The sequence below is a fragment of the Tenacibaculum mesophilum genome (assembly GCF_003867075.1).
Lineage (GTDB): Bacteria > Bacteroidota > Bacteroidia > Flavobacteriales > Flavobacteriaceae > Polaribacter > Polaribacter mesophilus.
Genome location: NZ_CP032544.1, coordinates 1,480,046 through 1,506,137, shown reverse-complemented (window position 1 = coordinate 1,506,137; position 26,092 = coordinate 1,480,046). Strand labels below are relative to the sequence as shown.

General features: G+C 29.9%; 26 protein-coding genes and 2 tRNA genes. 13 read left to right on the top strand and 15 right to left on the bottom strand.

The window, feature by feature from the left end; genetic code table 11:
• Window positions 1-199 precede the first annotated feature (199 nt).
• A complete protein-coding gene (locus D6200_RS06870) occupies window positions 200-355 on the top strand; it encodes a YqaE/Pmp3 family membrane protein (protein WP_073184478.1) in 156 nt (51 codons plus the stop codon).
• A 108-nt stretch (window positions 356-463) separates the two neighbouring features.
• Here D6200_RS06870 and pafA read toward each other — a convergent pair whose 3' ends face one another.
• Window positions 464-2,101 carry an alkaline phosphatase PafA gene (pafA, locus tag D6200_RS06865; protein ID WP_073184476.1) on the bottom strand — a complete coding sequence of 546 codons (1,638 nt, stop codon included), beginning with the start codon at window positions 2,099-2,101 and terminating at the stop codon, window positions 464-466.
• Between the two features lie 119 nt (window positions 2,102-2,220).
• Here pafA and D6200_RS06860 point away from each other — a divergent pair, with 119 nt between their 5' ends.
• The 8 genes from D6200_RS06860 (at window position 2,221) to D6200_RS06825 (ending at window position 12,071) form a co-directional block, all read left to right on the top strand.
• Complete coding sequence (locus tag D6200_RS06860; protein ID WP_047790134.1) at window positions 2,221-2,961, top strand: MlaE family ABC transporter permease; 741 nt, start codon at window positions 2,221-2,223, stop codon at window positions 2,959-2,961.
• Window positions 2,961-3,725, top strand: a complete 765-nt coding sequence (locus D6200_RS06855; protein WP_047790135.1) for an ABC transporter ATP-binding protein — start codon at window positions 2,961-2,963, stop codon at window positions 3,723-3,725. Before D6200_RS06860 ends, D6200_RS06855 begins: the two co-directional genes overlap by 1 nt.
• A 133-nt stretch (window positions 3,726-3,858) precedes the next feature.
• A tRNA-Lys gene (locus D6200_RS06850) sits at window positions 3,859-3,931 on the top strand.
• 46 nt (window positions 3,932-3,977) lie between these two features.
• Window positions 3,978-4,060, top strand: a tRNA-Tyr gene (locus tag D6200_RS06845).
• 114 nt (window positions 4,061-4,174) lie between these two features.
• Window positions 4,175-6,574 carry a TonB-dependent receptor gene (locus D6200_RS06840; protein ID WP_073184474.1) on the top strand — a complete coding sequence of 800 codons (2,400 nt, stop codon included), beginning with the start codon at window positions 4,175-4,177 and terminating at the stop codon, window positions 6,572-6,574.
• A gap of 70 nt (window positions 6,575-6,644) precedes the next feature.
• Entirely contained in the window at window positions 6,645-7,757 is a 1,113-nt protein-coding gene (locus D6200_RS06835; RefSeq protein ID WP_047790137.1) for a C1 family peptidase, read from the top strand.
• 213 nt (window positions 7,758-7,970) lie between these two features.
• Complete coding sequence (locus D6200_RS06830; protein ID WP_073184472.1) at window positions 7,971-10,472, top strand: toxin-antitoxin system YwqK family antitoxin; 2,502 nt, start codon at window positions 7,971-7,973, stop codon at window positions 10,470-10,472.
• Window positions 10,473-10,622: 150 nt separating this feature from the next.
• Complete coding sequence (locus D6200_RS06825; protein WP_047790139.1) at window positions 10,623-12,071, top strand: DUF389 domain-containing protein; 1,449 nt, start codon at window positions 10,623-10,625, stop codon at window positions 12,069-12,071.
• Window positions 12,072-12,202: 131 nt separating this feature from the next.
• Here D6200_RS06825 and D6200_RS06820 read toward each other — a convergent pair whose 3' ends face one another.
• Genes D6200_RS06820 through pdxH form a run of 3 tightly spaced genes read right to left on the bottom strand, consistent with a single transcriptional unit; the run spans window position 12,203 to window position 14,274 of the window.
• The gene (locus tag D6200_RS06820; RefSeq protein ID WP_073184470.1) at window positions 12,203-13,099 is read right to left on the bottom strand and encodes a Ppx/GppA phosphatase family protein; all 897 of its coding nucleotides are present in this window, start codon (window positions 13,097-13,099) and stop codon (window positions 12,203-12,205) included.
• A gap of 8 nt (window positions 13,100-13,107) precedes the next feature.
• Window positions 13,108-13,596 (bottom strand): SixA phosphatase family protein, encoded by a 489-nt coding sequence (locus D6200_RS06815; RefSeq protein ID WP_073184467.1) that lies wholly within the window; start codon window positions 13,594-13,596, stop codon window positions 13,108-13,110.
• Between the two features lie 30 nt (window positions 13,597-13,626).
• A complete protein-coding gene (gene pdxH / locus D6200_RS06810; protein ID WP_073184465.1) occupies window positions 13,627-14,274 on the bottom strand; it encodes a pyridoxamine 5'-phosphate oxidase in 648 nt (215 codons plus the stop codon).
• Window positions 14,275-14,509: 235 nt separating this feature from the next.
• On the opposite strand from pdxH, the gene D6200_RS06805 reads away from it, so the two are divergent.
• The 3 genes from D6200_RS06805 (at window position 14,510) to D6200_RS06795 (ending at window position 17,920) form a co-directional block, all read left to right on the top strand.
• A complete protein-coding gene (locus tag D6200_RS06805; protein WP_073184463.1) occupies window positions 14,510-16,666 on the top strand; it encodes a TonB-dependent receptor in 2,157 nt (718 codons plus the stop codon).
• A gap of 120 nt (window positions 16,667-16,786) precedes the next feature.
• Window positions 16,787-17,206: a DUF2141 domain-containing protein gene (locus D6200_RS06800; protein ID WP_082118675.1), complete on the top strand. Its 420-nt coding sequence runs from the start codon at window positions 16,787-16,789 to the stop codon at window positions 17,204-17,206.
• 87 nt (window positions 17,207-17,293) lie between these two features.
• Window positions 17,294-17,920, top strand: coding sequence for a tetratricopeptide repeat protein (locus D6200_RS06795; protein WP_073184460.1), 627 nt, complete (start codon window positions 17,294-17,296; stop codon window positions 17,918-17,920).
• On the opposite strand, the gene D6200_RS06790 is transcribed toward D6200_RS06795, so the two are convergent.
• The 7 genes from D6200_RS06790 to D6200_RS06760 form a co-directional block, all read right to left on the bottom strand.
• Complete coding sequence (locus D6200_RS06790; RefSeq protein ID WP_073184458.1) at window positions 17,917-18,594, bottom strand: hypothetical protein; 678 nt, start codon at window positions 18,592-18,594, stop codon at window positions 17,917-17,919. The two genes, D6200_RS06795 and D6200_RS06790, sit on opposite strands and share 4 nt — an antisense overlap.
• 18 nt (window positions 18,595-18,612) lie before the next feature.
• Window positions 18,613-18,792 carry a hypothetical protein gene (locus tag D6200_RS06785; RefSeq protein ID WP_073184456.1) on the bottom strand — a complete coding sequence of 60 codons (180 nt, stop codon included), beginning with the start codon at window positions 18,790-18,792 and terminating at the stop codon, window positions 18,613-18,615.
• A gap of 239 nt (window positions 18,793-19,031) precedes the next feature.
• Window positions 19,032-19,667 (bottom strand): nitroreductase family protein, encoded by a 636-nt coding sequence (locus tag D6200_RS06780; protein ID WP_073184454.1) that lies wholly within the window; start codon window positions 19,665-19,667, stop codon window positions 19,032-19,034.
• An 11-nt stretch (window positions 19,668-19,678) separates the two neighbouring features.
• A complete protein-coding gene (locus D6200_RS06775) occupies window positions 19,679-20,101 on the bottom strand; it encodes an organic hydroperoxide resistance protein (RefSeq protein ID WP_047790147.1) in 423 nt (140 codons plus the stop codon).
• Entirely contained in the window at window positions 20,101-20,529 is a 429-nt protein-coding gene (locus D6200_RS06770) for a MarR family winged helix-turn-helix transcriptional regulator (RefSeq protein ID WP_047790148.1), read from the bottom strand. Before D6200_RS06770 ends, D6200_RS06775 begins: the two co-directional genes overlap by 1 nt.
• 115 nt (window positions 20,530-20,644) lie before the next feature.
• Window positions 20,645-21,202 (bottom strand): hypothetical protein, encoded by a 558-nt coding sequence (locus tag D6200_RS06765; RefSeq protein WP_083574841.1) that lies wholly within the window; start codon window positions 21,200-21,202, stop codon window positions 20,645-20,647.
• Window positions 21,203-21,212: 10 nt separating this feature from the next.
• Window positions 21,213-21,590, bottom strand: a complete 378-nt coding sequence (locus D6200_RS06760) for a hypothetical protein (protein WP_073184452.1) — start codon at window positions 21,588-21,590, stop codon at window positions 21,213-21,215.
• 308 nt (window positions 21,591-21,898) lie between these two features.
• Here D6200_RS06760 and D6200_RS06755 point away from each other — a divergent pair, with 308 nt between their 5' ends.
• Window positions 21,899-22,498 (top strand): leucine-rich repeat domain-containing protein, encoded by a 600-nt coding sequence (locus D6200_RS06755; protein WP_073184449.1) that lies wholly within the window; start codon window positions 21,899-21,901, stop codon window positions 22,496-22,498.
• A 27-nt stretch (window positions 22,499-22,525) separates the two neighbouring features.
• Here the strand turns inward: D6200_RS06755 and D6200_RS06750 are convergent, their stop codons facing one another.
• The 4 genes from D6200_RS06750 to D6200_RS15545 form a co-directional block, all read right to left on the bottom strand.
• Complete coding sequence (locus D6200_RS06750; RefSeq protein ID WP_073184447.1) at window positions 22,526-23,104, bottom strand: sugar O-acetyltransferase; 579 nt, start codon at window positions 23,102-23,104, stop codon at window positions 22,526-22,528.
• Window positions 23,101-24,999 carry a beta-N-acetylhexosaminidase gene (locus tag D6200_RS06745; RefSeq protein WP_073184445.1) on the bottom strand — a complete coding sequence of 633 codons (1,899 nt, stop codon included), beginning with the start codon at window positions 24,997-24,999 and terminating at the stop codon, window positions 23,101-23,103. The genes D6200_RS06750 and D6200_RS06745 overlap by 4 nt, the downstream gene beginning before the upstream one ends.
• A gap of 261 nt (window positions 25,000-25,260) precedes the next feature.
• Entirely contained in the window at window positions 25,261-25,395 is a 135-nt protein-coding gene (locus tag D6200_RS15505; protein ID WP_262509483.1) for a hypothetical protein, read from the bottom strand.
• A gap of 243 nt (window positions 25,396-25,638) precedes the next feature.
• Window positions 25,639-25,782, bottom strand: coding sequence for an ArsR/SmtB family transcription factor (locus tag D6200_RS15545; protein WP_317039793.1), 144 nt, complete (start codon window positions 25,780-25,782; stop codon window positions 25,639-25,641).
• Between the last annotated feature and the right edge of the window lie 310 nt (window positions 25,783-26,092).

Sequence of the window (26,092 nt, the reverse complement as noted above, 5' to 3'; positions counted from 1 at the left end):
CAATTTTTTTGAATTTAAATTTAAATAATTCTCAAATATATTGACATTCCTATATCACAGCAAATAATTTCCTTTTAAAGCAGTTTGCATGCATTAGCAGAATATATTAGTTAGATTAAGTAAACTTATATGTTTTTAACACAAGTGTAACAAAATTCTAATTAACTCGTCTTTTAAGTATACTAACTAAAAAAGTACTATGAGTTTATTAAGAGTTTTATTAGCAATATTTTTTCCACCGTTGGCAGTGATAGGTAAAGGTTGTGGATCAATTATAATAGTGTTTTTATTAACACTTTGTGGATGGGTCCCAGGAGTTATAGCAGCGCTAATTATATTAAACAATCCGAATTAAACAATATGTTAATTTGATAATTAGGAAATGAATTAATTAAATAAAAACGCCATTTTGATTTTATCAAAATGGCGTTTTCTATTTCTTGTCTATGCTTTTCCAAATCTGTTATTCAAGAACCTCTTCAATAATCTTTCCAGAACATCCATTAGGGAATTCTATCTGTAATAAATTAGAAATCGTTGGAGCAATATCTACAATTTCATATTTCTTTTTAGAAACTCCTTGCTTAATTCCATTTCCATAAAAAATCATCGGAATGTGTGTATCGTACGAGTATCCAGAACCATGCGTAGTCCCTTTTTTTGAACTACTAGCAATAGTTGACGGATTAGGGATTAAAATAACATCACCCGAAAACTTTTGATTGTAACCGTTTTGTAATACATGTAAAATTCCGTTAGTAAACGTTGTGGTTTGCATGGTTCTAGCAGTTACCGATTTGTATATCTTTTTATGATTAATAGCTTCATCCGCTATGGTTTGTGCTACATTTTCATAGTCAAGGTTTAACTCTCTAATCTTATCTTTATTTAAGAACACTTGAAAGTTTGAAACGTTTTCAATGATTTCATCCGATTTAAAATGTTTTAAGGTAATTTCATTTAAAAAGTTTTTGAAAGCAACAGGCTTTACATAACCAGCAGGTATTTTTAAAGATTCTAAGTATGAAGGAACTTGTACTGCAGCATGATCGGCAGTTAAGAATAATGTATAGTTGTCTTTTCCAACCTGTGTGTCTAAAAACTTAAATAAATCAGCTAAATCTTGATCTAAGCGTAAATACGTATCTTCAATTTCTTTGGAAGCAACTCCAAACTGATGTCCAACATAATCGGTTGAAGAATAACTAACTGCTAAAAAGTCAGTGTACTCAGATTTTCCTAAGTTTTCACCAATAATAGCCGCTTTAGCAAAATCAGTAGTAATAGAATTACCAGCAGGAATCCCTTTTATTATACTGTAATTATTATTGCTCTTTCTTAACGTTGGAATGTCGTGCGGAAAAACTGGCTTTTCCTCCCCTTTGAAAGTTACTTCAAAGTTATTATCATCATCAATACTTTGGGTATACGTACTAATATCATATAAAGTTTCCCATGGTTTACTTAAATATTCATCAGCTTTCCCTGAAGCATTGAACTCTTGTACCCAAGTAGGTAATTCATTTAAGTAAAAAGAAGAAGAAATCCATTGCCCTTTATCACCACCGTCAAACCAATAAGCAGCGTTAGCTGTGTGTCCTGCAGGTAAAATAGCAGAACGATCTTTTATGGCAATACCAATGGTTTTACCATTCATGTTTTGAGCTAGTTTCAACTGATCGGTTACTGTAGTAGTTAACATTCTATAAGGAGACTTTTTTCCTCCTTCACCGTTATTACCAACAGTGTTATAGTTATTATCATCAACACAATAAATAGTTTTCTTTAAATATTTATCATACCAATGGTTGCTAATAATTCCATGATTAGTAGGCGTTGTTCCTGTGTAAATAGAAGTATGCCCTACAGCAGTGTAAGTAGGAATATAATTGTAATGAGCGTTTTCTAAAGAGTATCCTTCTCTAAGTAAACGTTTAAAACCGTCGTTACCATATCTATTAGCAAAACGAGTAAGGTAATCGTAACGCATTTGGTCAACAACAACACCAACTACTAGTTTTGGTTTTTGAGTATTTGTTTTTTTATTAACAGAGCAGCTGGTTAAACATATTATAGCTGCTAAAAAAGCTATTTTTCTCATTTTGTTTTTTGAAAATTAAAACTCAAAGGTACATAAAAAGCAAGCTAAAACTTATAAATAAGGCGATGAGTTAATGGTTTTTTAATACTTTAGCAAAAAGAAAAAATATATTTCATTTAATGAATTACATTGAGCATATTGGTAAATACTTTTCAATGCTAAAACAGGTTTTTTCAAAGCCACAAAGAGCAAGAGTATTTCGGGAAGCTTTATTTAGAGAAGTAGATGAGTTGGGGCATAAGTCGATAGGAATTATAGCTTTTATATCGTTTTTTATTGGAGGGGTAATCGCCTTGCAAACAGCATTGAATTTAGAAAGTCCGTTTATACCAAAATCGTTGATTGGTTTTGCAGCAAAACGATCAGTAATTTTAGAGTTTGCACCTACATTTTGTTCTATTATTTTAGCAGGTAAAGTAGGTTCGTATATAACTTCAAGTATTGGAACTATGCGTGTTACAGAGCAAATTGATGCACTTGAGGTGATGGGAATTAACTCATTAAACTATTTAGTGCTTCCTAAAATAATAGCTACAGTTTTCTTTTATCCGTTTTTAATAATTCTAGGAATGTTTTTAGGAATTTTTGGCGGATGGATGGCAGGGGTATTATCGGGTTTGTTTTCTGGAGCAGATTATATAGCAGGAGTTCAATTAGATTTTGATCCGTTTCTTATAACCTATGCGTTGATAAAAACAGTGGTTTTTGCTTTTTTAATTGCTACAGTGCCTTCCTATCATGGATATTATGTAAAAGGAGGTTCATTAGAAGTTGGAAAAGCAAGTACACAGTCTGTAGTTTGGACTACAGTGCTTATTGTTATAGCGAACTATTTCTTAACTCAAATGTTATTAACCTAATGATAGAAGTAAATAATTTACACAAAGGATTTAATGGTGTTGAGATTTTAAAGGGGATAACAACTTCATTTAAACCAGGAGAAACAAGTTTAATTATTGGTCAGAGTGGTTCAGGTAAAACAGTATTTTTAAAATCATTAATTGGCTTACACACACCAGAGCAAGGAACCATTGTTTATGATGGACTTGCGAATACTGATATGACGATAGAAGATAAACGTCAATTTCGTCAAGAATTAGGAATGGTATTTCAAGGAAGTGCCTTGTTTGATTCTCAAACAGTAGAAGAGAATATAATGTTTCCTTTAAAAATGTTTACCAAACAACCCGAAAGTGAAATGCTAGACAGGGTGAATTTTGTGTTGAACCGTGTAAACTTAGAAAATTCAAATAAAAAGTTTCCTGCTGAATTATCTGGAGGAATGCAAAAACGTGTAGCAATTGCCCGTGCAATTGTAATGAAGCCTAAATATTTGTTTTGTGATGAGCCTAACTCAGGTTTAGATCCGCAAACGTCTATTGTTATAGATAACCTAATTCAAGAAATTACCGATGAGTATAAAATTACTACAGTAATAAATACACATGATATGAATTCGGTGATGGAAATAGGAGATAAGATTGTTTTTCTAAAAAATGGAGTCAAAGCATGGGAAGGATCACATAAAGAAATCTTCAAAACAGATAATGAAGCAGTGGTAGATTTTGTGTATTCATCTAATTTATTTAAAAAAGTAAGAAAAGCATACTTAAATGATGTTTAGGTAACTTTCTGTTAATTAATAGGTAACAAAAAACATTAAAAAATTTTCAAAAAAACTTCTAAAAAATGTTTGTGGGAACAATAAAAGCTTCTATATTTGCACCCGCAAACGCAGAATAGCAAAAGCAAAAAATGACCGGGTAGCTCAGTTGGTAGAGCATCTCCCTTTTAAGGAGAGGGTCCTGGGTTCGAGCCCCAGCCCGGTCACTATAAAGCTTCTCTTAACAAATGAGAAGCTTTTTTAAAAAGCTTTGGGGAGATTCCAGAGCGGCCAAATGGGACGGACTGTAACTCCGTTGTCTTACGACTTCGCAGGTTCGAATCCTGCTCTCCCCACAAAAACTCAATCATATCGATTGAGTTTTTTTGTTTGTATAATTATGTTGTTTAATATTTTTTGTTTTTTGTTAAACATAATGTGTATTTTTGTTAAATCTTAAATATTTTGATATGAAAAAAGTGTTGATATTCTTAGTTTTACTTCAGTCGTTTACTGGAATGTCCCAAAATGAAGGAGGAATTTCAGGGAAGGTTATTGATTCTAAAACAAGAGAAGTGCTTCCTTTTGTAAATATTTTAGTACACGGAACAGAAATAGGGACAGTTTCAAATGAAAATGGAGAGTTTGAATTGAGTAATGTCCCTTTAGGGTATAATAAAATACAAGCATCGTTTGTAGGTTATAAAACGTTAATTTCTGACGAGTATTTAGTTACTAAAGATAATTCGCCATATATAACCTTGGAGTTAATTGAAGATGCAACACAGTTAAAAGAAGTTGAAATACAAGCACCACTATTTAAAGAGTCTGTAGATAGCCCTTTATCGCTTCAAAGTTTGGGTATAGCAGAAATAGAAAAGAACCCTGGAGGAAATAGAGATGTCTTAAAGGTTATTCAGTCTTTTCCAGGAGTAGCTTCTAATCCTGGATTTAGAAATGATATTATTATTAGAGGAGGAGCAACTTCTGAAAATAAGTTTTATTTAGATGGAATTGAAGTTCCTGTAATAAACCACTTCCAAACACAAGGAGCAACTGGTGGACCAGTTGGAATTATGAATGCAGATTTAATTCGTAAGGTAGATTTTTATTCAAGTGCTTTTCCTGCTAATAGGGGTAACTCTTTAAGTTCTGTTATAGAGTTTACTCAAAAAAGAGGAAACCCAAATTCACTAAATACAAGGGCAACTATTGGAACTTCGGACGCAGGAATTACCTTAGATGGTCCATTAGGAAAGAACACAACCTTTATGTTTTCTGCTCGACAATCGTATTTACAATTTTTATTTAAGTTGATAAAACTTCCTTTTTTACCAACATACAGCGATTTTCAAGTGAATGTTAAATCGCAATTATCAAAAAACAGTGAATTATCAATAGTTGCTTTGGGTGCTATTGATGATTTTGAAATTAATAAAGAGGTAAATGATGGTGAAACAGATTTAGAAACGATAAAGAGAAATAAAGTTATTTTAAACTCTGTTCCCGTAAACAGTCAATGGAATTATACGGTAGGAGCCAGTTATAAGTACTTTGCTCCAAGCTCGACACACTTAGTTGTATTAAGTAGAAATGAATGGAAAAACAAGGCAGTAAAGTACTTTTTAAATGAAGAAATACCAGCAAACTTATTGTTAGATTATTCATCTAAAGAAATAGAAAATAAATTGCGATATGAAAATAGCTTTGAAACTGCTAACAAAATTGATTTTAACTTAGGTTTTAATTTAGAAACAGCGAGGTATACGAATAGTAATTATCAAAAAAATGCTAATTCAGATGGAGTTATTATTTATGATTTTAATTCAGCCATAGACTTTGTGAAATATGGAGTTTTCGGACAAGTATCAAAAAGATATTTAGATGAAAAGTTAGGAGTTTCTTTTGGAGTTAGAATGGACGGGATTGATTACAATTCAGAAATGAAAAATCCATTTAACCAATTTTCACCACGATTGTCGTTAAGTTATAATTTATCTGAAAAATGGACGGTGAGTTCTTCAGTAGGTCGTTATTATCAATTACCATCGTATACAGTATTAGGATATAAAAACGATATAGGAGAGTTTGAGAATAAAAATGGATTGAAGTACATACAATCAGATCATTTTGTAAGTGGATTGAGTTATAAGCCTGATACAAGTTCAAAAATAACTTTTGAAGGGTTTTATAAAGGATATAAAAACTATCCATTTTCAATAAGAAACAAAATAAGTCTAGCAAACCTAGGTGCTGATTTTGGTATTATAGGAAACGAAGCAGTAAGTTCAACCTCTGAGGGTAGAGCATATGGTTTTGAGTTGTTAGCACAAAAGAAATCGTATAGTGGATTGTACGGAATAGCGTCGTATACTTTTGTGAGAAGTGAATTTAAAGATGCACAAGGAGCCTATATTCCCTCAACTTGGGATAATAAACACTTACTAACAATTACAGCAGGAAAAAAACTAAACAGAAACTGGGAAATAGGAACGAAATTTCGATTAGTTGGTGGTAAACCTTATACGCCATACAATTTAGACGCTTCTTCTTTAAAAGATAATTACGATGTGCAAAACGGCGGAATTTTAGATTATACCAAACTAAACACAGAAAGATTAGATACGTATACACAATTAGATATACGTGTAGATAAAACATGGTTCTTAAAAAAAGCGGCTATTAACTTGTATTTAGATGTTCAAAATATATATGCTAGTAGCTCTAAACAGCAACCATTTTTATTACCTATTGAAGATGGAAATGGAAGAGTGACCGATCCTAACGATAGTTCAAGATATTTACTAGAAGAAATAGAAAGTACAACAGGTAGAGCCTTACCTCGTATAGGTGTTATTGTAGATTTTTAACAGTTTTGAAGTTTAATAGTCTTTTAAAAAGAGTAAATTGCTTGCTTAAATTATCATAAGATTTTTAAATATGAAAAAAATTCTATTAGGAGCAGCATTTACTTTTTTAAGTATAACTTCAACTTCAGCACAAAAGTATCAGTTTTCAACAGTAAAAGACATTGAAGATACTGAAGTTAAAAGCCAAGGAAGAACAGGAACATGTTGGAGCTTTTCTACAACCTCTTTTTTAGAATCAGAAATTATTAGATTGACAGGTAAAAACATTGATTTATCTGAGATGTATACGGTTCGTAACACGTATTCAGATAAAGCAAATAATTACTTATACCGCCAAGGAAAAGCACAATTTAGTGAAGGAGGTTTGGCACATGATGTTATTAATTCTGTAGAAAAATACGGATTAGTACCTGAGCAAGTTTTTACTGGTTTAGATTTAGGACAAGATAAACATAATCACGCTGAAATGATTACGGTGTTAAAATCGATGTTGGATGCTTATATCAAAAATCCAGCAGGAGAATTAAGTCCAAAGTGGAAGCAATCAGTAGAAAGTGTTTTGGATGTATACTTAGGAAAAAATAAAAAGGAATTTACTTTTGAAGGAAAAAAATATACTCCTAAAACGTTTGCAGAGTATGTAAAAATAGATCCTTCAAACTATGTAACGATTAGTTCTTTTGAGCATGCAAAAAAATATGATCAATTCATCTTAAATATTCCAGATAATTTTTCAAACGGAGCATTTTATAATGTTTCTTTAGATGAATTAGTTGCAGTAACAGAAAACGCAATTAAAAAAGGATACACCGTAGAGTTAGACTGTGATGTTTCAGAAAAAACATTTTCATCAAAAAATGGAGTAGCAATAATTCCTGCAAGTAGCACAGAAAATGAAAAAGCACTAACAGAAATAGTTGAAGAAAGAACTGTTACACCAAGTTTACGTCAAGCAGAATTTGAAAACTTTAATACAACGGACGATCACTTAATGCATATTGTAGGTTTGGTAAAAGATCAAAAAGGAAATACCTATTTTAAAGTAAAGAACTCTTGGGGTAAAAATCAAGGAAATCAGGGGTATGTATATATGTCAGTTCCTTATTTTAAATTGAAAACAATATCTGTTTTATTACATAAAGATGCAGTTTCACCGAATTTAAAAAGTAAGTTAAAGATTTAATAGTTTTTAAACATTACTATAAAAATTAGTAGAACTTCAATAATAAATATAGGGCTTTTGGTAATACTCAAAAGCCCTATATTTTTGGATTTGTAACTAAATATGGTTTACGTATATTTTAATAACGTTCTGAAATTACTGTATTTTTGAAACTCAAAAAAAATGTTGCACGTCACAACTAACATTTAAATTAAAAACATATAAAATTAATATATGAAATCCTTTTTTACAATTGCTTTATTATTGTGTTGTATAACTATAGCTAAAGCTCAAAAAGACACACTTTGGTTAGATAAAAACTGGAAAGAAACCAATAAAGAAAATGCTTCTTTTTATAGAAACCCTATACAAAAGGAGGGAAAACTATATCGTGTTAATGACTTTTATATTGATGGTACATTACAAATGACAGGACTTTCTAAGTATAAAGATAGTATTTATTTGCAACAAGCCTTTTGGTATACTAAAGAAGGAAAACTTATAAAGAAAATGAGTTTTGATGATAAGCAACTAAAAGGAATATCTACTTATTATACAGAAAGTAAAGACAAAAAAACGACTATAGCAATCGAAGAGGTTACCTACGAGAATGGAAAAATAACAAAAAGAATATTTTTTGAAGGAGATAAAAATGATATTCGTTATGAGCATTACTATGATAAAGGAAAAATAACTAAAGAAATATATTATGGTAAAAAAGGAAAAAAAATAGGACAGATAACTTATGATAAAAGAGCATATAGAGATGGTAAAAAAGTAAGCTATTATTATAACCCAATGCGTGTTAAATATATTGCAGAATATGAACAAGGAAATCCAGTTTTTACACAATACTTTTATCATAATGGAATTACTCGTAATCGTTTTAATAAAAGTACTTTAACAGAAACATTTTATGATGAACAAAACAACAAGTTAGGGGCTATACAATACAAGTATGAAGAAGAATTAAATTATAAAACTCCTTATGAAGGAAAGAAATACTTGTTTTTTTTCACCAAGACAGCAGTGGTAAAAAAAATAAATACTTATGAAAAAGGAAAATTAAAAAAGGTTGAAACATTTAACAAACGAGGTATTCTAATTAAAAAAGAAGAATTTGGAGATAAAAGGAACCTTGTTAAGGTAATAAGCTACGATGATCAAGGTACTCAAATAGGGGTGTTAGAACAAATAAATGATAAATTAGAAGGTAGAGTTGTAAAAAATAAAGGAGGTAATAAACAAGATATTACTTACAAAAATGGAATAGCAGAAGAAGTAGTAGAATATTATAAAGATACTACATTGGTATTTTCGCATTTAAAAAATTCAGAAATTACCTATTATGATATTTCAGGAAAGAAGTTAGGAAGACTAAAAGTAAAGCTAAAAGAAGGTTATTATAACTCTAGAGCTTTAGAAGCAGGTTATTACTCGCCAACTCCTATTGAAGGTACTCTGTATAAGAAAAACTATAGAAACAAAATTTCAGAAAAAGAGAGCTTTAAAGATGGAGAAGTAGTAGAAAGAACAAAGTATGATTATAAAGAAGATAACGCTCTTTATAAAGAAACAAGATTCTACGAAGATGGAAGTTTATCAAAAATCATTAGCTACTATATTAATGGAGGAAAAAAAAGTGAAGTAACCTATAAACTTAATTCGTACAGAAAAAAGTTAACAGCAATTTATTACGATAAAAGCGGAAAAGTTATCGCTAATTATAACTTTATAACTAAAACAGGAACAGAATACAAGTATTTCTATAAAACAGATCAAATAGAAGAAGTTAAAGAGTTAAATAAAGGAAAACTTATAAAATCAAAAAGATATCAAAAAGTATATAACTCAAGGAATAATGAATATGTTTTAAGAGAATATATAGATGTTAATTCGGAAGCTAAATTTTACTCTAAAGAAGGAAAATTAATAGGGCAAGCGACTTTTACCAATCAAAAACCTACAGGGGTTATGTATGATTATAAAGATCGAATAGAAATAAATGTAAAAAATGGATTAAAGGAAGGAGTTTATAAAAAGTTTGAATACGACGAAAAAACTTTAAAGGAAACTGGAAATTACGTAAACGATAAAAAGCATGGAACTTTTATTTATTATAAAAGAGGTAAAAAACAAAAAGAAGAAAATTATTACGAAAATAAAAAAGAAGGATATAGTATTTATTATGATGAAAAAGGTAAAGAAATATCTCGATTATTATATAAGAAAGGAAAGCCTTTTGAAGGGCAAAAGAATGACCTTTATGGAACCAAAAAAACATATAAAAATGGTGCTCTAGTAAAGAAAATAGAACAAAATAAAAATCAAAAAATAATTACCGAATATATATCAGAAAAAGAAACGAGTACCACTGTTTACAATTTGCAAAACCAGCTGCTATTAACGTATAAGGAATTAAATAACCAATTAGAAGGTGAAGTTGTTCAATATGAAAAAAACAAACCTAAATATACTGCAGTTTTCTCAAAAGGTAAATTAGTAACAGGAATAGTATATTTAAAAGCCAACTCTAGATATCAATCTGAAGTATACTTAAAAATGAGTAAAGTAGACGAAATTATAACAATACAAACATATAACGAGGAAGGAAAGCTACTCTTTACAGGAGAAATAAACCCTAGCTTATACAAAGAGTACTCTGAACAAATATTACCATATAAATTGGGTATCAGAGAAATAGTTTATAATAACGATTTATTTATTTTAGAGTAACCTTAATTTTTTTAGTGAGGTTATTAAAAAAGATTAGTCTTTGTTACGAAATTATTTAGGTAAACTAAAATAGTTTGTCTCTCAGAGTTTTTTAGCCTTTACTAATTACTGAATTTCGTATCTTTCCAAAGTTAACAAAAATTAGAATTTATGGAAGAAAATAAACAAGAAGCAGCAGCGGAGCAATCGAAGCAAGCGATACAGCAAGATGCAAAAGGTTTATGGGAAAAAGTAAAAAAGTTTATTTTAGAGTTACTCGATTTTAGAGATGATACAGACCAAGAAGCAACAATAGAAGCAATAAAAAGTGATATTTCTTTTAAAGGAGCCACAGCTTGGATTTTAATCTGTTCTATTTTTGTGGCATCTATTGGTTTAAATGCAAACTCAACAGCAGTAGTAATTGGAGCCATGTTAATATCTCCACTAATGGGACCTATTTTAGGAGTAGGAATGTCTATTGCTATTAATGATATTGACACATTACGAAAATCGTTAATAAACTTAGCAACTATGATTGTATTGAGCTTATTAACTGCATTTCTATTTTTCTTTATATTTCCACTTCGTGAAGAAACTTCGGAGTTATTAGGTAGGGTAAGACCAGATATTCGAGATGTATTAATAGCTTTTTTTGGTGGTTTAGCATTAATTATTGCACGAACCAAAAAAGGAACAATTGCTTCTGTAATCTTTGGTGTAGCAATTGCAACAGCTTTAATGCCGCCTTTGTGTACTGCAGGGTATGGTTTGGCAATAGGTAATTTTGACTACTTTCTTGGTGCGATGTACTTGTTTACAATTAATACTATTTTTATCGCTTTAGCAACTTTCTTAGTATTAAAACTGTTAGGTTTTACTATGATTCGTTATGTAAACTCAGCTAAACGTAAAAGAATAGCGCAAATAGCATCTTTTATAGCCTTTTTAGTAATGGTTCCAGCGGTATTTACTTTTGTAGGAGTGTATAATGAGAGTGTAATAGACGCAAACTATAAAAGGTTTTTAAAAGCAAAAGTATACGATAATCCTAACTTATGGCTACAGCGTGAAAGACTAGAAGTTAAAGATAAAACAATAAGCTTGTTTTTTAATGGTGATGTAAGTGATGCAACAGAGTCATTTTTACGTAACGAATTAAAGGCTTTTCCTAAAATAGATTCTTATTCTTTAGTTATAAATGAAAATAAAGCTAAAAGTGTTGATAGAGTAGTAGATGCTTATGATAGAGCTGTAAAAGAATTAGATGAAAAAGACAATGTTATAAAAGGTTTACATATGGAGATTGATGATTTAAAAAGAACCATATCTAATTTAAATCAAACGATTGAACAACAAGCTTTATATAGAGATAAGAATTCAATTCCTTTTAGTAAAATTAGTACAGAGGCAAAAATTAGATTCAATGATATAAAAGAAATGAGTTTAGCTAAAGTTCTATCTTCAAGCGACTTTATAAAAGTAGATACAGCAACAGTAGTATCAGTAAAATGGAATGCAAAGTTAAAGGACTCTATTCTTGTAAAAAATGAAAACGAACTGAGAAGTTGGATACAGAAAGAGTTAAAAACAGACAAAGTACAAATAAGAAGAAACTAAAATAAAAAACCGAGCAAATAGCTCGGTTTTTTTTGATTACTTGTTAGAGAAGTATAGTAAATAAAATATTACTTATACTTATTAAGACACTACAATTCCAAAAGAGTCACAAATAAAAAGTAATAGTAAATCTAAAGTTTATTAAAGTATAGGCTTTTAATTATTCCGTCAGAAAGCCCAATTTTAGGAACATATATTTTTCTTGCACCACTCCACTTCATGGCAGATAAGTATATTTTTGTAGCAGGAATAATTACATCGGCCCTATCAGGGTTTAAACTTAATTCCGAGATTCGTTCATGATAACTCATCTTTTTTAAGAATTGGTACTGAGCATTAAGATAAATGTATGAAATAGGTTTACCACTATCTCTACCAGACATTTTAAATAGCTTATTAATATTTCCTCCAGAACCAATTAAAGAAATACGTTTATAGTCACCAGTATTTTCTTCAATCCATTTTTGAACCTTTTTAAAAAGCGCTTTATTTTCAGGTTTTGTATTATTAAGTAAACGTACAGTACCTATTTTAAAAGATTTAGAGTTAATAATTTTTCCTTTAGAAAACAAAGTAAACTCTGTACTCCCCCCACCAACATCAACATATAAGTAAGTAGCATCAGATTCTATTAATTGATTTAAATCTGTTGAAGAAATTATAGCTGCTTCTTTTTTTCCGTCAATAATATCAATCTTAACATCAGTATTTTCTAAAATAGTAGCGGCAACTTCTTCTCCATTTTCAGCTTCTCTCATTGCTGAGGTAGCACAGGCTTTGTATTTTTCAACACCATGAATTTTCATGATTAATTTAAAGGCTTGCATTGCATCAAGCATTCTTTGAGTATTCGCCTCTGATATTTTTCCAGAAACAAAAGCGTCTGCTCCTAAACGAATAGGAACACGAACTAAGGATGACTTTTTAAATTGTGGTTCTTTATTTTTTTCTTCAATAACGTTGGCTACTAATAACCTTACTGCATTAGATCCTATATCAATAGCGCCGTACTTCTTTATCTTCAAAATGTACTAATTTATCTATGGTTTTTAGGAAACTCTACTAAAACTGTGTTTCCTTTCTTAATATCTTTCCAGTGCTTTGTATCAAACTCTATTCCAATAACACCACAAGTAGTTACATGTGCAATAGGTTTGTTTCCAAATTTATTTACAAAACTATTTATACCATGGTCGTGGCTAAAAACAATAGCACTGTTAAAGCTATCGTCAAGAGCTTTTACTGTTTTTACTAAATAACCATCACTAAAGCTATACAATTGACGTTTTATTTTAAGATTGGATAAAGGATATCCAAAGTTCTCACAAAAAATAACAGCTGTATGAAGCGCTCTGTTGGCACTACTAGAAAGAAATACGTCAGGTCTTTTTATTTCTTCCGCTAGGTACTTAGATAAAAGATGGGCATCGTTAATACCACGTTCTTTTAAAGGTCTGTCAATATCTTTAACGCTCTCATATTTCCATGATGATTTTGCGTGACGAACAATATAAAGTGTTTTCATTTAATTATAAAAAGCTATGTAAATATAAAACTAAGGAGCTAAACGTTCAAGTTTCCAAGAAAAATCTTTTTGTAAGGTGTATCGAATGCGATCGTGCATACGGTTAGGGCGCCCTTGCCAAAACTCAATAGAAACTGGTTTTACTAAAAAACCACCCCAATGTTTAGGTCTAGGGATTTCTTGATTCTCAAACTTTTTTTCAAAAGAAGCAAGATTGTTATCCAGCTCATTACGAGAGGTAACTACCTCACTTTGATTAGAAGCCCAAGCACCTAATTTACTTCCATCTGGTCTCGATTCAAAATATCCGTCAGACAAATTCTCAGCAAGCTTCTCAGCCTTTCCTTTAATGATAATTTGTTGTTCTAAACCAGCCCAAAAAAAAGATAGGCATACATGATTGTTATTTAAAATAGCCTTTCCTTTCTCTGAATTGTAATTGGTATAAAAAATAAAACCTTCCCAAGTGTATTTTTTTAATAAAACAACCCTGCTTTTTGGAAAGCCATCTAACCCGATAGACGCAATCGTCATAGCATTTGCTTCCTCTACCATTTCAGATTCATCTGCAACAAAAAACCAATCCCTAAACAATTCAATAGGATTCTCAGGACAGTTATTCTCTAGTAACTCTCTTTTTTCGTAAGATTTTCTATAGTCACTTAAATCGTGTGCCATTATTGTTAATTTATACTATGTAAAAGTACAACTTTATCAAAAGCATTGTAGGTCTTGTATATTAAAATTTAGCAAGATTTGAATAATCAAAAGCAAGAAAGGTAAAATAAAGGGAGTTAAGTAATCTTAGTTTTGATTTGCAAAACAATTCATCTGTAAAATTATACAGTTGAGTATTTCTTTTTTTGTTAAAGTTTGAAAAGAAAGCAGTTTTGTGGTGTCAAAAACGAACAAAATGAAACATTTATTACTTATTGTATGTTTTTTAACGCATACATTATTAATTGCACAAACTACTATTAAAGGAAAAGTAACTGATACTAAAGGAAATCCTATTGAAGGAGCAAATGTATATTTAGAGGGAACTTATGACGGAACTTCGTCTGACGAAAAAGGAAACTTCTCTTTTACAACTTCAGAAGAAGGAGAACAAACATTAACAGTGTCTTTTATTTCTTTTGAAACTTATATAAAAACAGCTGAAGTATCAACGTTTAAAAATTTAAAAATAATACTTCGTGAAGATGTAAATACGTTGGATTCAGTAACTATAAACGCTGGAACTTTTGAAGCCGGAGATAATGCCAAAGTAACAGCGTTAAAACCTTTAGATGTAGTAACCACCGCAAGCGCACTGGGAGATTTTGTTGGAGCCTTGCAAACCTTGCCAGGGACTTCTTCGGTTAGTGAAGATGGACGTTTGTTTGTGCGTGGAGGTGAGGCGGAGGAAACACAAATTTTTATAGATGGAGCTCGAGTGTTTACTCCGTATAGTCCTTCGGCACGTAACATTCCTACACGTGGTCGATTTTCTCCGTTTTTATTTAAAGGAATTACGTTTTCAACAGGAGGATATTCAGCAGAATACGGTCAAGCATTGTCAAGTGTTTTATTACTAAACACGAATGACGAAGCAGTAAAAGAGAAGACAGATATCTCACTAATGACAGTTGGTTTAGGAGTAGGAAACACTCAGATATTTGGAAAAAACTCACTAAGTGTGAACGCATCCTATATCAATTTAGCACCCTATCAAAAATTATTTCCCGATAGGAATACTTGGAATAAACCAGTGCAATCATTAAATGGTGAAGCTGTATATCGTTTTAGATTTAAAAATGAGTCTTTGTTGAAGTTGTACGGAGCTTATAGTTATACTGATTTTGATATGATTCAAGAGGATATTAATTATGAAGATGGATTTCGTTTTGGGTTGAAAAATAGAAACTTGTATTTCAATGGATCTTATAAACAACATTTAACTAATAACTGGACAGTTACAGGAGGAGCATCGTTTACTAATGATAATTCAAAGATAAACATATTGGATGATAAGGTTGTAGATAATGAAAACTCAGCTCATGTTAAGGCAACGTTGAAAAAGAGATTTTCAAACCGATTTAAACTGAATTTTGGTGCAGAATATTTTATAACCGATTTCTCTGAAGATTATAGCAGTGAAACGAATGGAAATACTACGTATGGGGTTGACAATAATATCTTTGGAAGTTTTATTGAAGCAGATATCTTTTTTAGTAAAAAGTTAGCAACGAAAGTAGGAGTACGCATGGAAAACTCTGAATTGTTAGATGAGTTCACCATTTCACCAAGGGCTTCTATAGCTTATAAACCAGGAGAAAATGCACAGTTTTCATTTGCTTACGGACGCTTTTATCAAAATCCGAAAAATGAATATTTAAAATTCAACATGCAATTTAAAGCAGAGAATACTTCTCATTTTATAGCAAACTATCAGTATGTTAAAAACAAACAGATTTTAAGAATAGAAGGATATTATAAAAAGTATCAAGATTTAGTAAAATATGATAATGATAGAGCATTATCCTATTCAAATTTCTCAAACTTAGGAGAAGGGTATTCAAAAGGAATAGATATTTTTTGGAGAGATAATAAAAATGTAAAAAGCACAGATTATTGGGTTTCCTATTCGTTTTTAGATACTGAAAGAGATTATAAAAACTACCCAGTAAAAGCTACACCAAACTTTGCATCAAAACACAACTTATCAGTCGTAGCAAAACATTGGATTGCAGATTGGAAAAGTCAAGTAGGAATGAGTTATAATTTTGCATCTGGACGAAGTTATACAAACCCTAATAAAGGTGGGTTTCTGAATCAGAAAACTAAAAATTATAATTCTGTAAGCTTAAATTGGGCATACTTAATTAGTCAGCAAAAAATTTTGTATTTCTCAGTAAATAATGTTTTAGGAACACAAAATGTGTTTGGATATAATTATAAAAACACACCAAATCCAGCTGGGACTTTTAATAGACAAGCTATAATACCATCAGCGGATAGTTTCTTTTTCGTAGGATTCTTTTGGACGATTAGTGATAATAAAAAGGACAACCAGTTAAATAACTTATAACAACAATTCAGTAATTAAAAATAACGATTCAGTATTCTTTTTTATATAATTAACGAAAATCAAAAGATATTTGAATAGTCAAAATAATAATCAATATTATCTAAAATAAATACGAGACAGATGAAAAAAACAATTTTAACAATGATAATTTTATTTGGGTGCTTAACAGCTATGGTAGCCCAAAATACACATACAGTTTCAATTGATTTTAAAGGGATAAAATCAGATAAAGGTGCATTATTTGTGGCATTATACAATACGGAGAAAAGTTTTTTAAAAGAAGGGTATAAGGGAGAGATCGTAAAGATTACTAATAAAAAGGCTAGGGTTGAGTTTCACGATATTCCAAAAGGCACATATGCGGTTTCTTGCTTTCATGATACAAATAATAATAAAAAAATGGATACAAACTTTATAGGAATACCAAAAGAGCCAATAGGAGTTTCTAACGATGCAAAAGGATTTATGGGACCTCCAAAATATAAAGACGCCAAATTCTTGGTAAATAAAGACATATCATTAGTAATTAATATAAATTAACAAAAGAAGAATTAGTTACTTGATAGAGTATTGAAGATATCCTACTTCCTGTAGAGTAATAAAAACAAAACAATTAAGATTAAAAAGATGAAAAAAATAATCACATTAGTACTATTAATATTTACAATAAGTGTTTCAGCACAAAGTAAATACGAAAAAGGAATGACAAAGGCATTTGAGTTATGGGGAGCAAATGAAACAACGGAAGCAGCTCAATTATTCGAACGTATTTCTAAAGCAGAAAAAGACAACTGGTTGCCGTCTTATTACGCAGGAATGATTAACATTTTAGAAAGTTTTCAAATAAAAGAAGAAGCAACGTTAATAGCTAAATTAAATAAGGCACAAGAGTTTTTAGATATCGCAAAATCCATTTCACCAGAAAACCCTGAAATATTAATTACACAGGCATTATTACATGTTTCATATATGGCTTTTGATGGACAGAAATATGGAATGACGATGTCTATGAAAAATGCGGCGTTGTATGAAAAAGCATTGAAAATAGCTCCTAATAATCCGAGAGTTATTTTGAGTAAAGCAGAGTCAGATATGGGAGCAGCTCGTTTTTTCGGGCAGTCTACAGAGCCTTTTTGTAATAATGTAAAAAGAGCCATTGAACTAGGAAAGGAAGAAAAAATAAAAGAAAAATTTTATCCTAAATTTAATATACAAAGGGCAGAACAGGTGTTGAAAAAGTGTATGAAGTCCTAATACTTTTCTATTAACTGAACTAACAAGTTAAAAGAATCTTCATTAGCTACCCATTTTTTATACTTTTTAAAAGGGAGTTGTTGAAGGTTTTTTGTTGGATATAATTGATGAAAAATAGTAAGGGCAGCTGCAAAACTTCCAGTTGTTGAAGGATGAAAGTTATCTAAGCTATATAAAGACTCTTTGCCTTTATAAGTATTGTATTCTTTCCATAGATTACCTACAGGAAATAACAAAGCATTATTTTGTTTGGCGGCAGATTTGTGATTTTCAATTACTTTATCAAAAGTATGGTAATATCTAACGGATGGCCATACCATAAAGTAACCAAGTTTGGTGTTATATTGCTCGCAAAAGGCTTTTATTGTAGCTCCATCTTGTACTAGCATTCTTTTTCCTTCTGCTTGTGAGGAAGGACCTTGTTGAATAATTAGATAATCGAATTGTTTTTTAGCTAGTAATTTTTGAAGTTTTCCTTCGTTAATATGATCAATAATAGCGTAATTAGGGTAACATAAGCTCTTGGTTTTAATAGTAACACCATGTTGTTTACCAATATACTCCAACATTTTAGGCATGTTGTTCATATAGGTTAAACTATTTCCAATGAATAATATTTGTTGTGCTTGAACTGGAAGTTGAAGAAAGAGAAGTAAGTAAAGTAGTTTTTTCAAAGAAGTTAGTATTATGTTTTATACCTCTAAATTTAACTTATTTTTCAATTCTATTCTACCAAAAGAGGTAATAATAATTTCTCTAGAGTTTGGTTTTTTACGTAACCAATCTTTTTTAATCATTGCTTTGAGAAGAGAAGCACCTAATGCTCCTGCAATGTGATGTTTTCTTTCACTCCAATCTAAACATTGATGCACAAAAGAACGTTTTTTTTTATTGAATAGATTAATAATGTGTTTTCTAAAGTGTTTATAGTTACTTACGTGTTTATTTGAGTGTAAAAGTACATTGCGTTTTTATATCTTATTTCATTGTAAAATGAAGTATGGAATTTATATTAATAAAAAACAAATGCTTTTCTATAAACAGGCAAAGTTGTAAGAAAAGCATTTAGTTAAGTGTTTTACTTTTTAATAAAACGGTGTTTATTGCTGTACTATTTTACATCAATAACAAACTCATCTCTAGGAATTCTAACTTTTTTCATTGGTTTAATCCAGTCCTTTTCATCATCGGCATATCCAATGTACATCAATGATACACTTTTTAAGCCTATTTTATCTAACTCTAAAACTTTATCAACCACTTTATTGTCAAATCCTTCAGCAGGACAAGTGTCTACTTTTAACTCTGCTGCTTGTGCTAGAGCTAAGCCTAAAGCAATATAAGTTTGTCTTGAGGTATGTGCAAAATTAACTTCATTAGGAAGATTTAAATATGCTTTTTTAAGCATATCTGTATAACTGCTAAATCTTCCTCTAGGTAAACCTCTTTCATCAGTAGTAAAATCATATACTTTATCTATTCTTTCTGCGGTATAGTTATCCCAAGCAGCAAAAACTAATACATGTGAGCAGTCTTTCATAGAGTCAGGGTTTAAGGCTCCTTGTACTAATTTTTCTTTAACTTCCTGATTAGATATTGAAATGACTCTAAACTGTTGTAGTCCTGATGAGGTTGGTGCTAATCTAGCAGCTTCTATAATTTTTTCAATATGTTCTTCGTTTACTTTTTTATTTGGGTCAAAAGCTTTTACAGCATGTCTCCAGTTAAGGTTTTCTATTAATGACATTGTATTAATATTTAATTATTTGTTGTATTTAATGTTACTTCAATATTTCCTCTTGTAGCATTTGAATAAGGACATACTTGATGTGCTTTTTCGGTTAAATTTTTAGCTTCTTCTAAAGAAACTTCAGGAATATTTACATCTAAGGCTACTGCAAGTCCAAAGCCTCCATTTTCTATTTGGCCAATACTTACTGTTGCTTTAACGGTAGTTGTACCAGTGTTAATTTTAGATTTTTTAATAACTAGGTTTAATGCACTGTCAAAACAAGCCGAATATCCTGCTGCAAAAAGCATTTCAGGATTTGGATAGTCGTCATTAGCGCCTCCAAGGGCTTTAGGGTGTCTAACATCAAGTTCTAAAACTCCGTTTTCACTTTTTACATGCCCATTTCTTCCACCAGTTGCTTTGGCGCTGATATTATAAATTGTTTTCATTATTTATTAATTTGATTTAAAATATATTCTATTGTGTTTTTAAGCTCTATTAATTTTTCTGTAGAAACATTTAATGAAGTCATCATTTGATCAGGAATACAAGTTGCTTTTTTGTGTATGCTTTTACCTTTATCTGTAAGGTTAATTTTTACAACACGTTCATCGGTGGTTTCTCTTTTCCTTTCTATAAGGTGTTTTTGCTCTAGTCTTTTTAATAAAGGAGTAAGAGTGCCACTGTCTAAGTTTAGTTTAGTGCCAATTTCAGATACACTTTGATTGCCTTCTTCCCATAAAACCATCATTACTAAATATTGAGGATAGGTTAAATCTACCTCTTTTAATAAAGGTCTGTATAAACTAATAATTTCCTTGGCAAGTGTATATACAGGAAAACATACTTGATTTTTTAATTTTAATTGTTCTGACATAATTTACTTAAATAACAACACAAAAATACCTTACAATTAAATTGCGTGCTATTTAATTGTGTTAATGTTACGTGAAAATAGTATTAACTAATTTAGTTCCTAAAAGTTTGGTGTGCTATTTAATTAGATAGGGCTTTCTTAACTCAATTTCCATTGCTCTTTTATAAAAGTTAGCAAACTCTTTTTCTCTATATTTTACTCTCATTGCAGCTAAAACATCAGGCAGCCCTAAGCTAAACCAATTCCAAAGCATGGTGTTAAAATTGTATTTATACATTTGTTTACCTACTTCATTTCTTATTTGCAAGATTTCAGGGGTAGAAATACCGTTTGTATTTAACAAGTTAATTATATTTAAATCATCTTCATGTGTATAAACTGTGTCAAGGTAAGGCTCTAACAGCCAATTCCAGTTTTTAGACTCTTTAAAGGTTGTAATATTGTTTTTTTTAACAAAACTTTTTAAAAGTTCAGCTTTTTCTTTTTGGATAAAAATTACTTCATCCTTAATTTTGATTAAAGGAGGATAAGATTGGTAGCATATAGCGTCTATTTCACAAGCTTTAATTTTTTTATTAGGAAATACTAATGAAGGTTTAAAGGGGTACTTTACTATTTCTATTTCAGTACTTAAAATTTTAGACGTTCCAATTCCGCAAATCATAGTATTCATTTCATAGTTTTTATTTTTTTAATTCATTGACAAATTTTCTAGAAGTCACTGTGTCATAAATTATTTTTAGTTTCATTATTTTGTACTCAGAATCAAACTCAATAATATCAACAACATCAAATTCTACTTTTTTATTATTCTTTAAAGTCCATTTGTAAGTAAAGTAGAGTGCTAAATTATTAGAGTTATTTTGTTCAAAAATTCCTTTTATGAAAAGTTCAGAGTTAGAAGTGTCATTATTTAATTCAAGATAAAATTCGTCGGCTTTTCTTATTCCATAAATAGGTGATTCAACAATCCCATTACTATTAAATAAACTAATAATCTCTTTTATGTTTCCGTTTTGGAGATGCATTATATATTTTTTTGCTATTTCAATTTTATTCATAGATAAAAGTTTATTATTTCTTTTTTAACAATGTGTCGGTGTTTTACTTAAACTATTTAAATAACTTACATACCGGATTTTTTTCTTTGTTTTACTATCAGTTATTACAGAGCCTGATTCCTGGATTAACTAAAAGAAAAATTTAAATTATAAGAAATATTGTTGTGAGCAGTTTTTTCATACTATAAAACAATATTTTTTGAAACGAATATAAAAACAATAGCAACGAAAACAAATTACTTTTCAAAAATCACTTTCTTCTATATAATTTTAGTATTTGTAATTATCAATAAAACAAAATAAACAGAATGAAAGAGCAGGTTACGATTTTAAAAAATGAAGAGTATTCTTTTAGAGAGTTCAACGGAGGTATTGCAATTTTAGATTATATAGGACAATCAACAAGTGTTGTGATGCCCGACTATATAAACAATAAACCTGTAACGTATATATTAAGGGAGGCTTTTGATGATAAAGGGCTCAAAGCAGTAATCTTACCAAAATTTTTAGAATATATAGACGAGGATGCCTTTTATAAAAATGAAATTAAAGAGTTAGTTATACCGTCAAAAGTTACAGAAATAAGAGGTGGAGCTTTTGGAAGAAATAAAATTGAAAAACTCATTATAAAAGGATCATTAACAACAATTCATATGTTTTGCTTTGTAGGAAATGCACTTACGAGTATAGATTTACCAAAATCGGTCACTAAATTATGTAATGATTGTTTTGCTGAAAATAATTTTGAAGAACTTACAATTCCAGAGCACATAACAACCTTAGGGAGCGACTCCTTTAAGGATAGCAAAAAGTTAAAAAAGGTAACTTTACCTCAAAAATTAGAAGATAGTATTACTGGAGCTTTTAGAGGATCAGATATTGAAAATATTGATTTCGTAATATATTAAGGAATAAACTTCTTTATTTTTTAATAGTTAACTATCTAACTTTTTTCTTATTTCACATGGGTTGCCGAAAGCCAGCACATCACTGGGGATGTTTTTAGTAACAGTACTACCAGCACCAATAGTTACATTATTTCCAATAGATACTCCAGGAAAAATTATAGAATTACCACCAATCCAAACATTATCTCCAATAGTTACTGGTTTGGTTGAAGTTAGATAATGAGTTGTGTTATTGGAGTTAATAATACGATCAGAAGCTTTTATGGGGTGTGTAGCGGTATAAATTTGTACATAAGGAGCTATTAAACAATTTTTACCAATGGTAATTTTATTATTGTCTAAAAACATACAGTTAGTGTTTATAAAAGTATTTTCTCCTATAGAAATATTTTCACCATAATCACAAAAAAAAGGCGTTTCTATCCAAACTCCATTACCTTTTGAAGCAAAGAGTTCAGATAAAATTCTATCTCGTTCTAGTGTTAACTCTGAATTTAAGAAATTATATTCTTTTAATAACTTTCTGGCTTTGTGGTAAACTTTAATTAATTCAGGATCTCTTGAATTATAGTAGTCACCATTTAGCATTTTTTGTTTTTCTGTCATCCTTTTAAATAATTTAGTAAGTCTTCTAGTTTTTCGGTAGAATCTTGTAGCCCTCCTTTTCGGTTTCTAAGTAACCAAATTGTTTTATGGTTTTCTATTAAAGTTGTAAGTTCAGAAGCTAATTCCTTTCTTTTTTTCTGTGGAATATTTTTTGTAGCCGTATTTTTAGCTGTTAATCTTGCTAAACCTAAATCAATTCCAAAAAGAGCCAGTTTAGAAGCTTGTTCTAGTTCTTTAATAACGATTAAAGAATCTAAAGCTGTTGGTTGTGCTTTATGTAATAATGCGAGTCCTTTTTTAATTTCAACTTTAGAAGCTAATAAACCACTTTTGGTAATATGTTTGGTTTGGTAATGTCCTTTTATAGTCCATCTAAATCGTCTAATCATTAAATGAAAAGCGTTAGCATTTCCTTCAGGTATTTTAGCTTTTAAGTAAGAATTTCCTAAAGTTAAGACAGCTTTGGCAGCATAACCTGTAGCATCTTTAAATACAAACTTGTTTAAAAGAAAGGCTAAATTTTTTTCTGTTTTATCAGAGTAATTCCATGCATAATTAGCTCCTAAAATTAAGGAGGGATAACTGACAGATTTTGGTTGAAAATGCCCAAAATCTCCCCAATCTGTTATGAGATAACCTTTGGCTTTATATTTTTTTCCTGCTACTGCAGCTTTTTTAAGATTTATAAAGGCATTGGCGTTTCTACCAATTTCAGAACGCCAACTAGACGTACCAGGGCACACGTAAAAATTTAAGTTAGCTTTATGGAATTTAGCTAAATTTTTATCGAAAGGATAAGTAGCATCGTAACCCCAAACTAAAGCAGTCATATTTTTAGGAATATCCTTTATTAATTTAGGATGATTTAGTACAATATCACCCCAAAACTGAGTTTTTTTTCCATTTTTTATAATCTCAGTGTTTAACTTTTTTAAAAAATTTAAATATACTTTTCCTTTACCAATAGAGTCGCATAATGATTTTGATTTACCTAAACCTAACTCTAAAGTTTCATCACCTCCTATATTAGCATAATTGCTAGAAAAGTTGGGTAAAAGCTCTGCATATAACTCTTGTATTAATTTAAATGATTCAGGGTTTGTAGGGGCGAGGGCAGTCCTTTTTTTATTACCCCATTTTGTTTTACAATTGGTTTCACACTCACTTAAACTTAAGTATTCATCATGTTTTAACCAATTTTCCATATGTCCAAAAGAATTTTGGTTAGGTACTAAATCTATTCCTTTTTTTAAACAATAAAAATCGAGTTGTTGAATTTGGCTGGCTGTAAGCGGACTCGCATTTTTCCATACAATGGGATGATTACGATAAGCAAAAGTATGTTCTGTATAAAGTTGTAACTCGTTAATTCGCCATATTGCTAATTGATCTATTAACTGATATAAACTTTCCATTTTAGGTACTTTGTTCCGACTTATATCTAACATGTAACCTCTCTTTTCAAAATCAGCCCAATCACTAATTTTAAGGGTAGGCAATGAGTTGTGCTTATCTTTAGCGTAAGATATTAATTGGTTTAAAGTTTGTTTACCATAACGTAAAGCACTTATATTTTTAGCAGATAAATTAATTTCTGAAGCTTTAAGTTCTAGCTCATATGCATCTATATTTGGAAGACTATTATCTATTTCAAAACAAACTTTAAAATTTCCTCTGTTAGTTTGTATAATATGTTTACCTGTAAAGGCTTCATTATTACTTGTTTTTAAAAAATTATCTAAAAACATTATTTGTGCTTGTTCTACAGCAATAGTATTTTTCTTAATAGATATTTTTTGAGGTGTAAAAAGTAGGTATTTTATAATTGTATCATTAGCAAAAGCCAAATAGTTTGAGAGTATAAAAATAAAAAAAACAACTCCTCTTAAATTCATATTAATATTATTTGCGATTAAAGTTTAAAGATACGTTTAATCTAGACTTTAGTTGTGTAAAGTAGTAAGATTTTAGCACTTTTAGTATCTGTTTTTTTGAAAATTTATAAGAATAGAGAGTCAAAGTACTCTCTGTGTGAAGTTCTAATTGTTAATGATGAAGTTGTTACTAGAGCTTGTAAACATATTAATATTATAAGAATCCAATTAAGTTAAAAGAAGTAATCGAGGAAGTCTTGTAATAATTGCTATAATCAGTATTTATTTTGTCAATATCCAGTTTATCAAGTCGTTTTTGTCAACAATAGTCCAACTATGAGGGTGTCGTTCACCATTTGCTCTATACCCTTTGTTGGTGGTTGGTAGTATACTTAATATCGTAAACAGGATTTTCATTTTTTTTGAAATTATCTTTATTTAAAAACCTGAGTTTTTCAAAGTTTCAGCAAATACAGGAAAAAGCGTTGTAGTTTCCCATCCTCATGAATAACAAAAAAATCATTATAAATACCTTCTTCACAGGTATCCCATATTTATTTAATTCCTATAATGCTAAGCTTACTTGTGATGGTTTTATTATTATATAGGTTTATTGAGATAATATGAATTAATAAAGATAATTTTTAGCAGGAGTTTTCTTTATGAATATGGTAAGAAATGCTCATTCCCTTCTATAATTTCTTTAATTAAACCTAATTGTTTTAGTTCTTTTAAATGTTGTGAGGCTGAAGGTTGAACCAACCCAACCTTGTTAACTAAATCTCGACAGGCACAAGAATTAATTTTAAATAAGTGTTGTAAAATTGTAATTATAACAGGGTGTCCAAAAACTTTAACAAAAGAGAAGTTTCATTTTACTTATCTTCAAACATTTCAGTTTTAGTTAACTCTATTTTTTATTTATTATTAATACATTGTAATATTATGATTGATAATTTAACACACAGTTTTTTATTTTAGTTATTGTTATTTATAAAAGATTTATCGCTAAATTATCTATTAAATTTATTTTGCATACTAAGAAAATTTCTTTCAAGTGTTTTTATATATTTTAAGAACAGACAATTTTAAGCTATAAATCGAAAAGTTATTT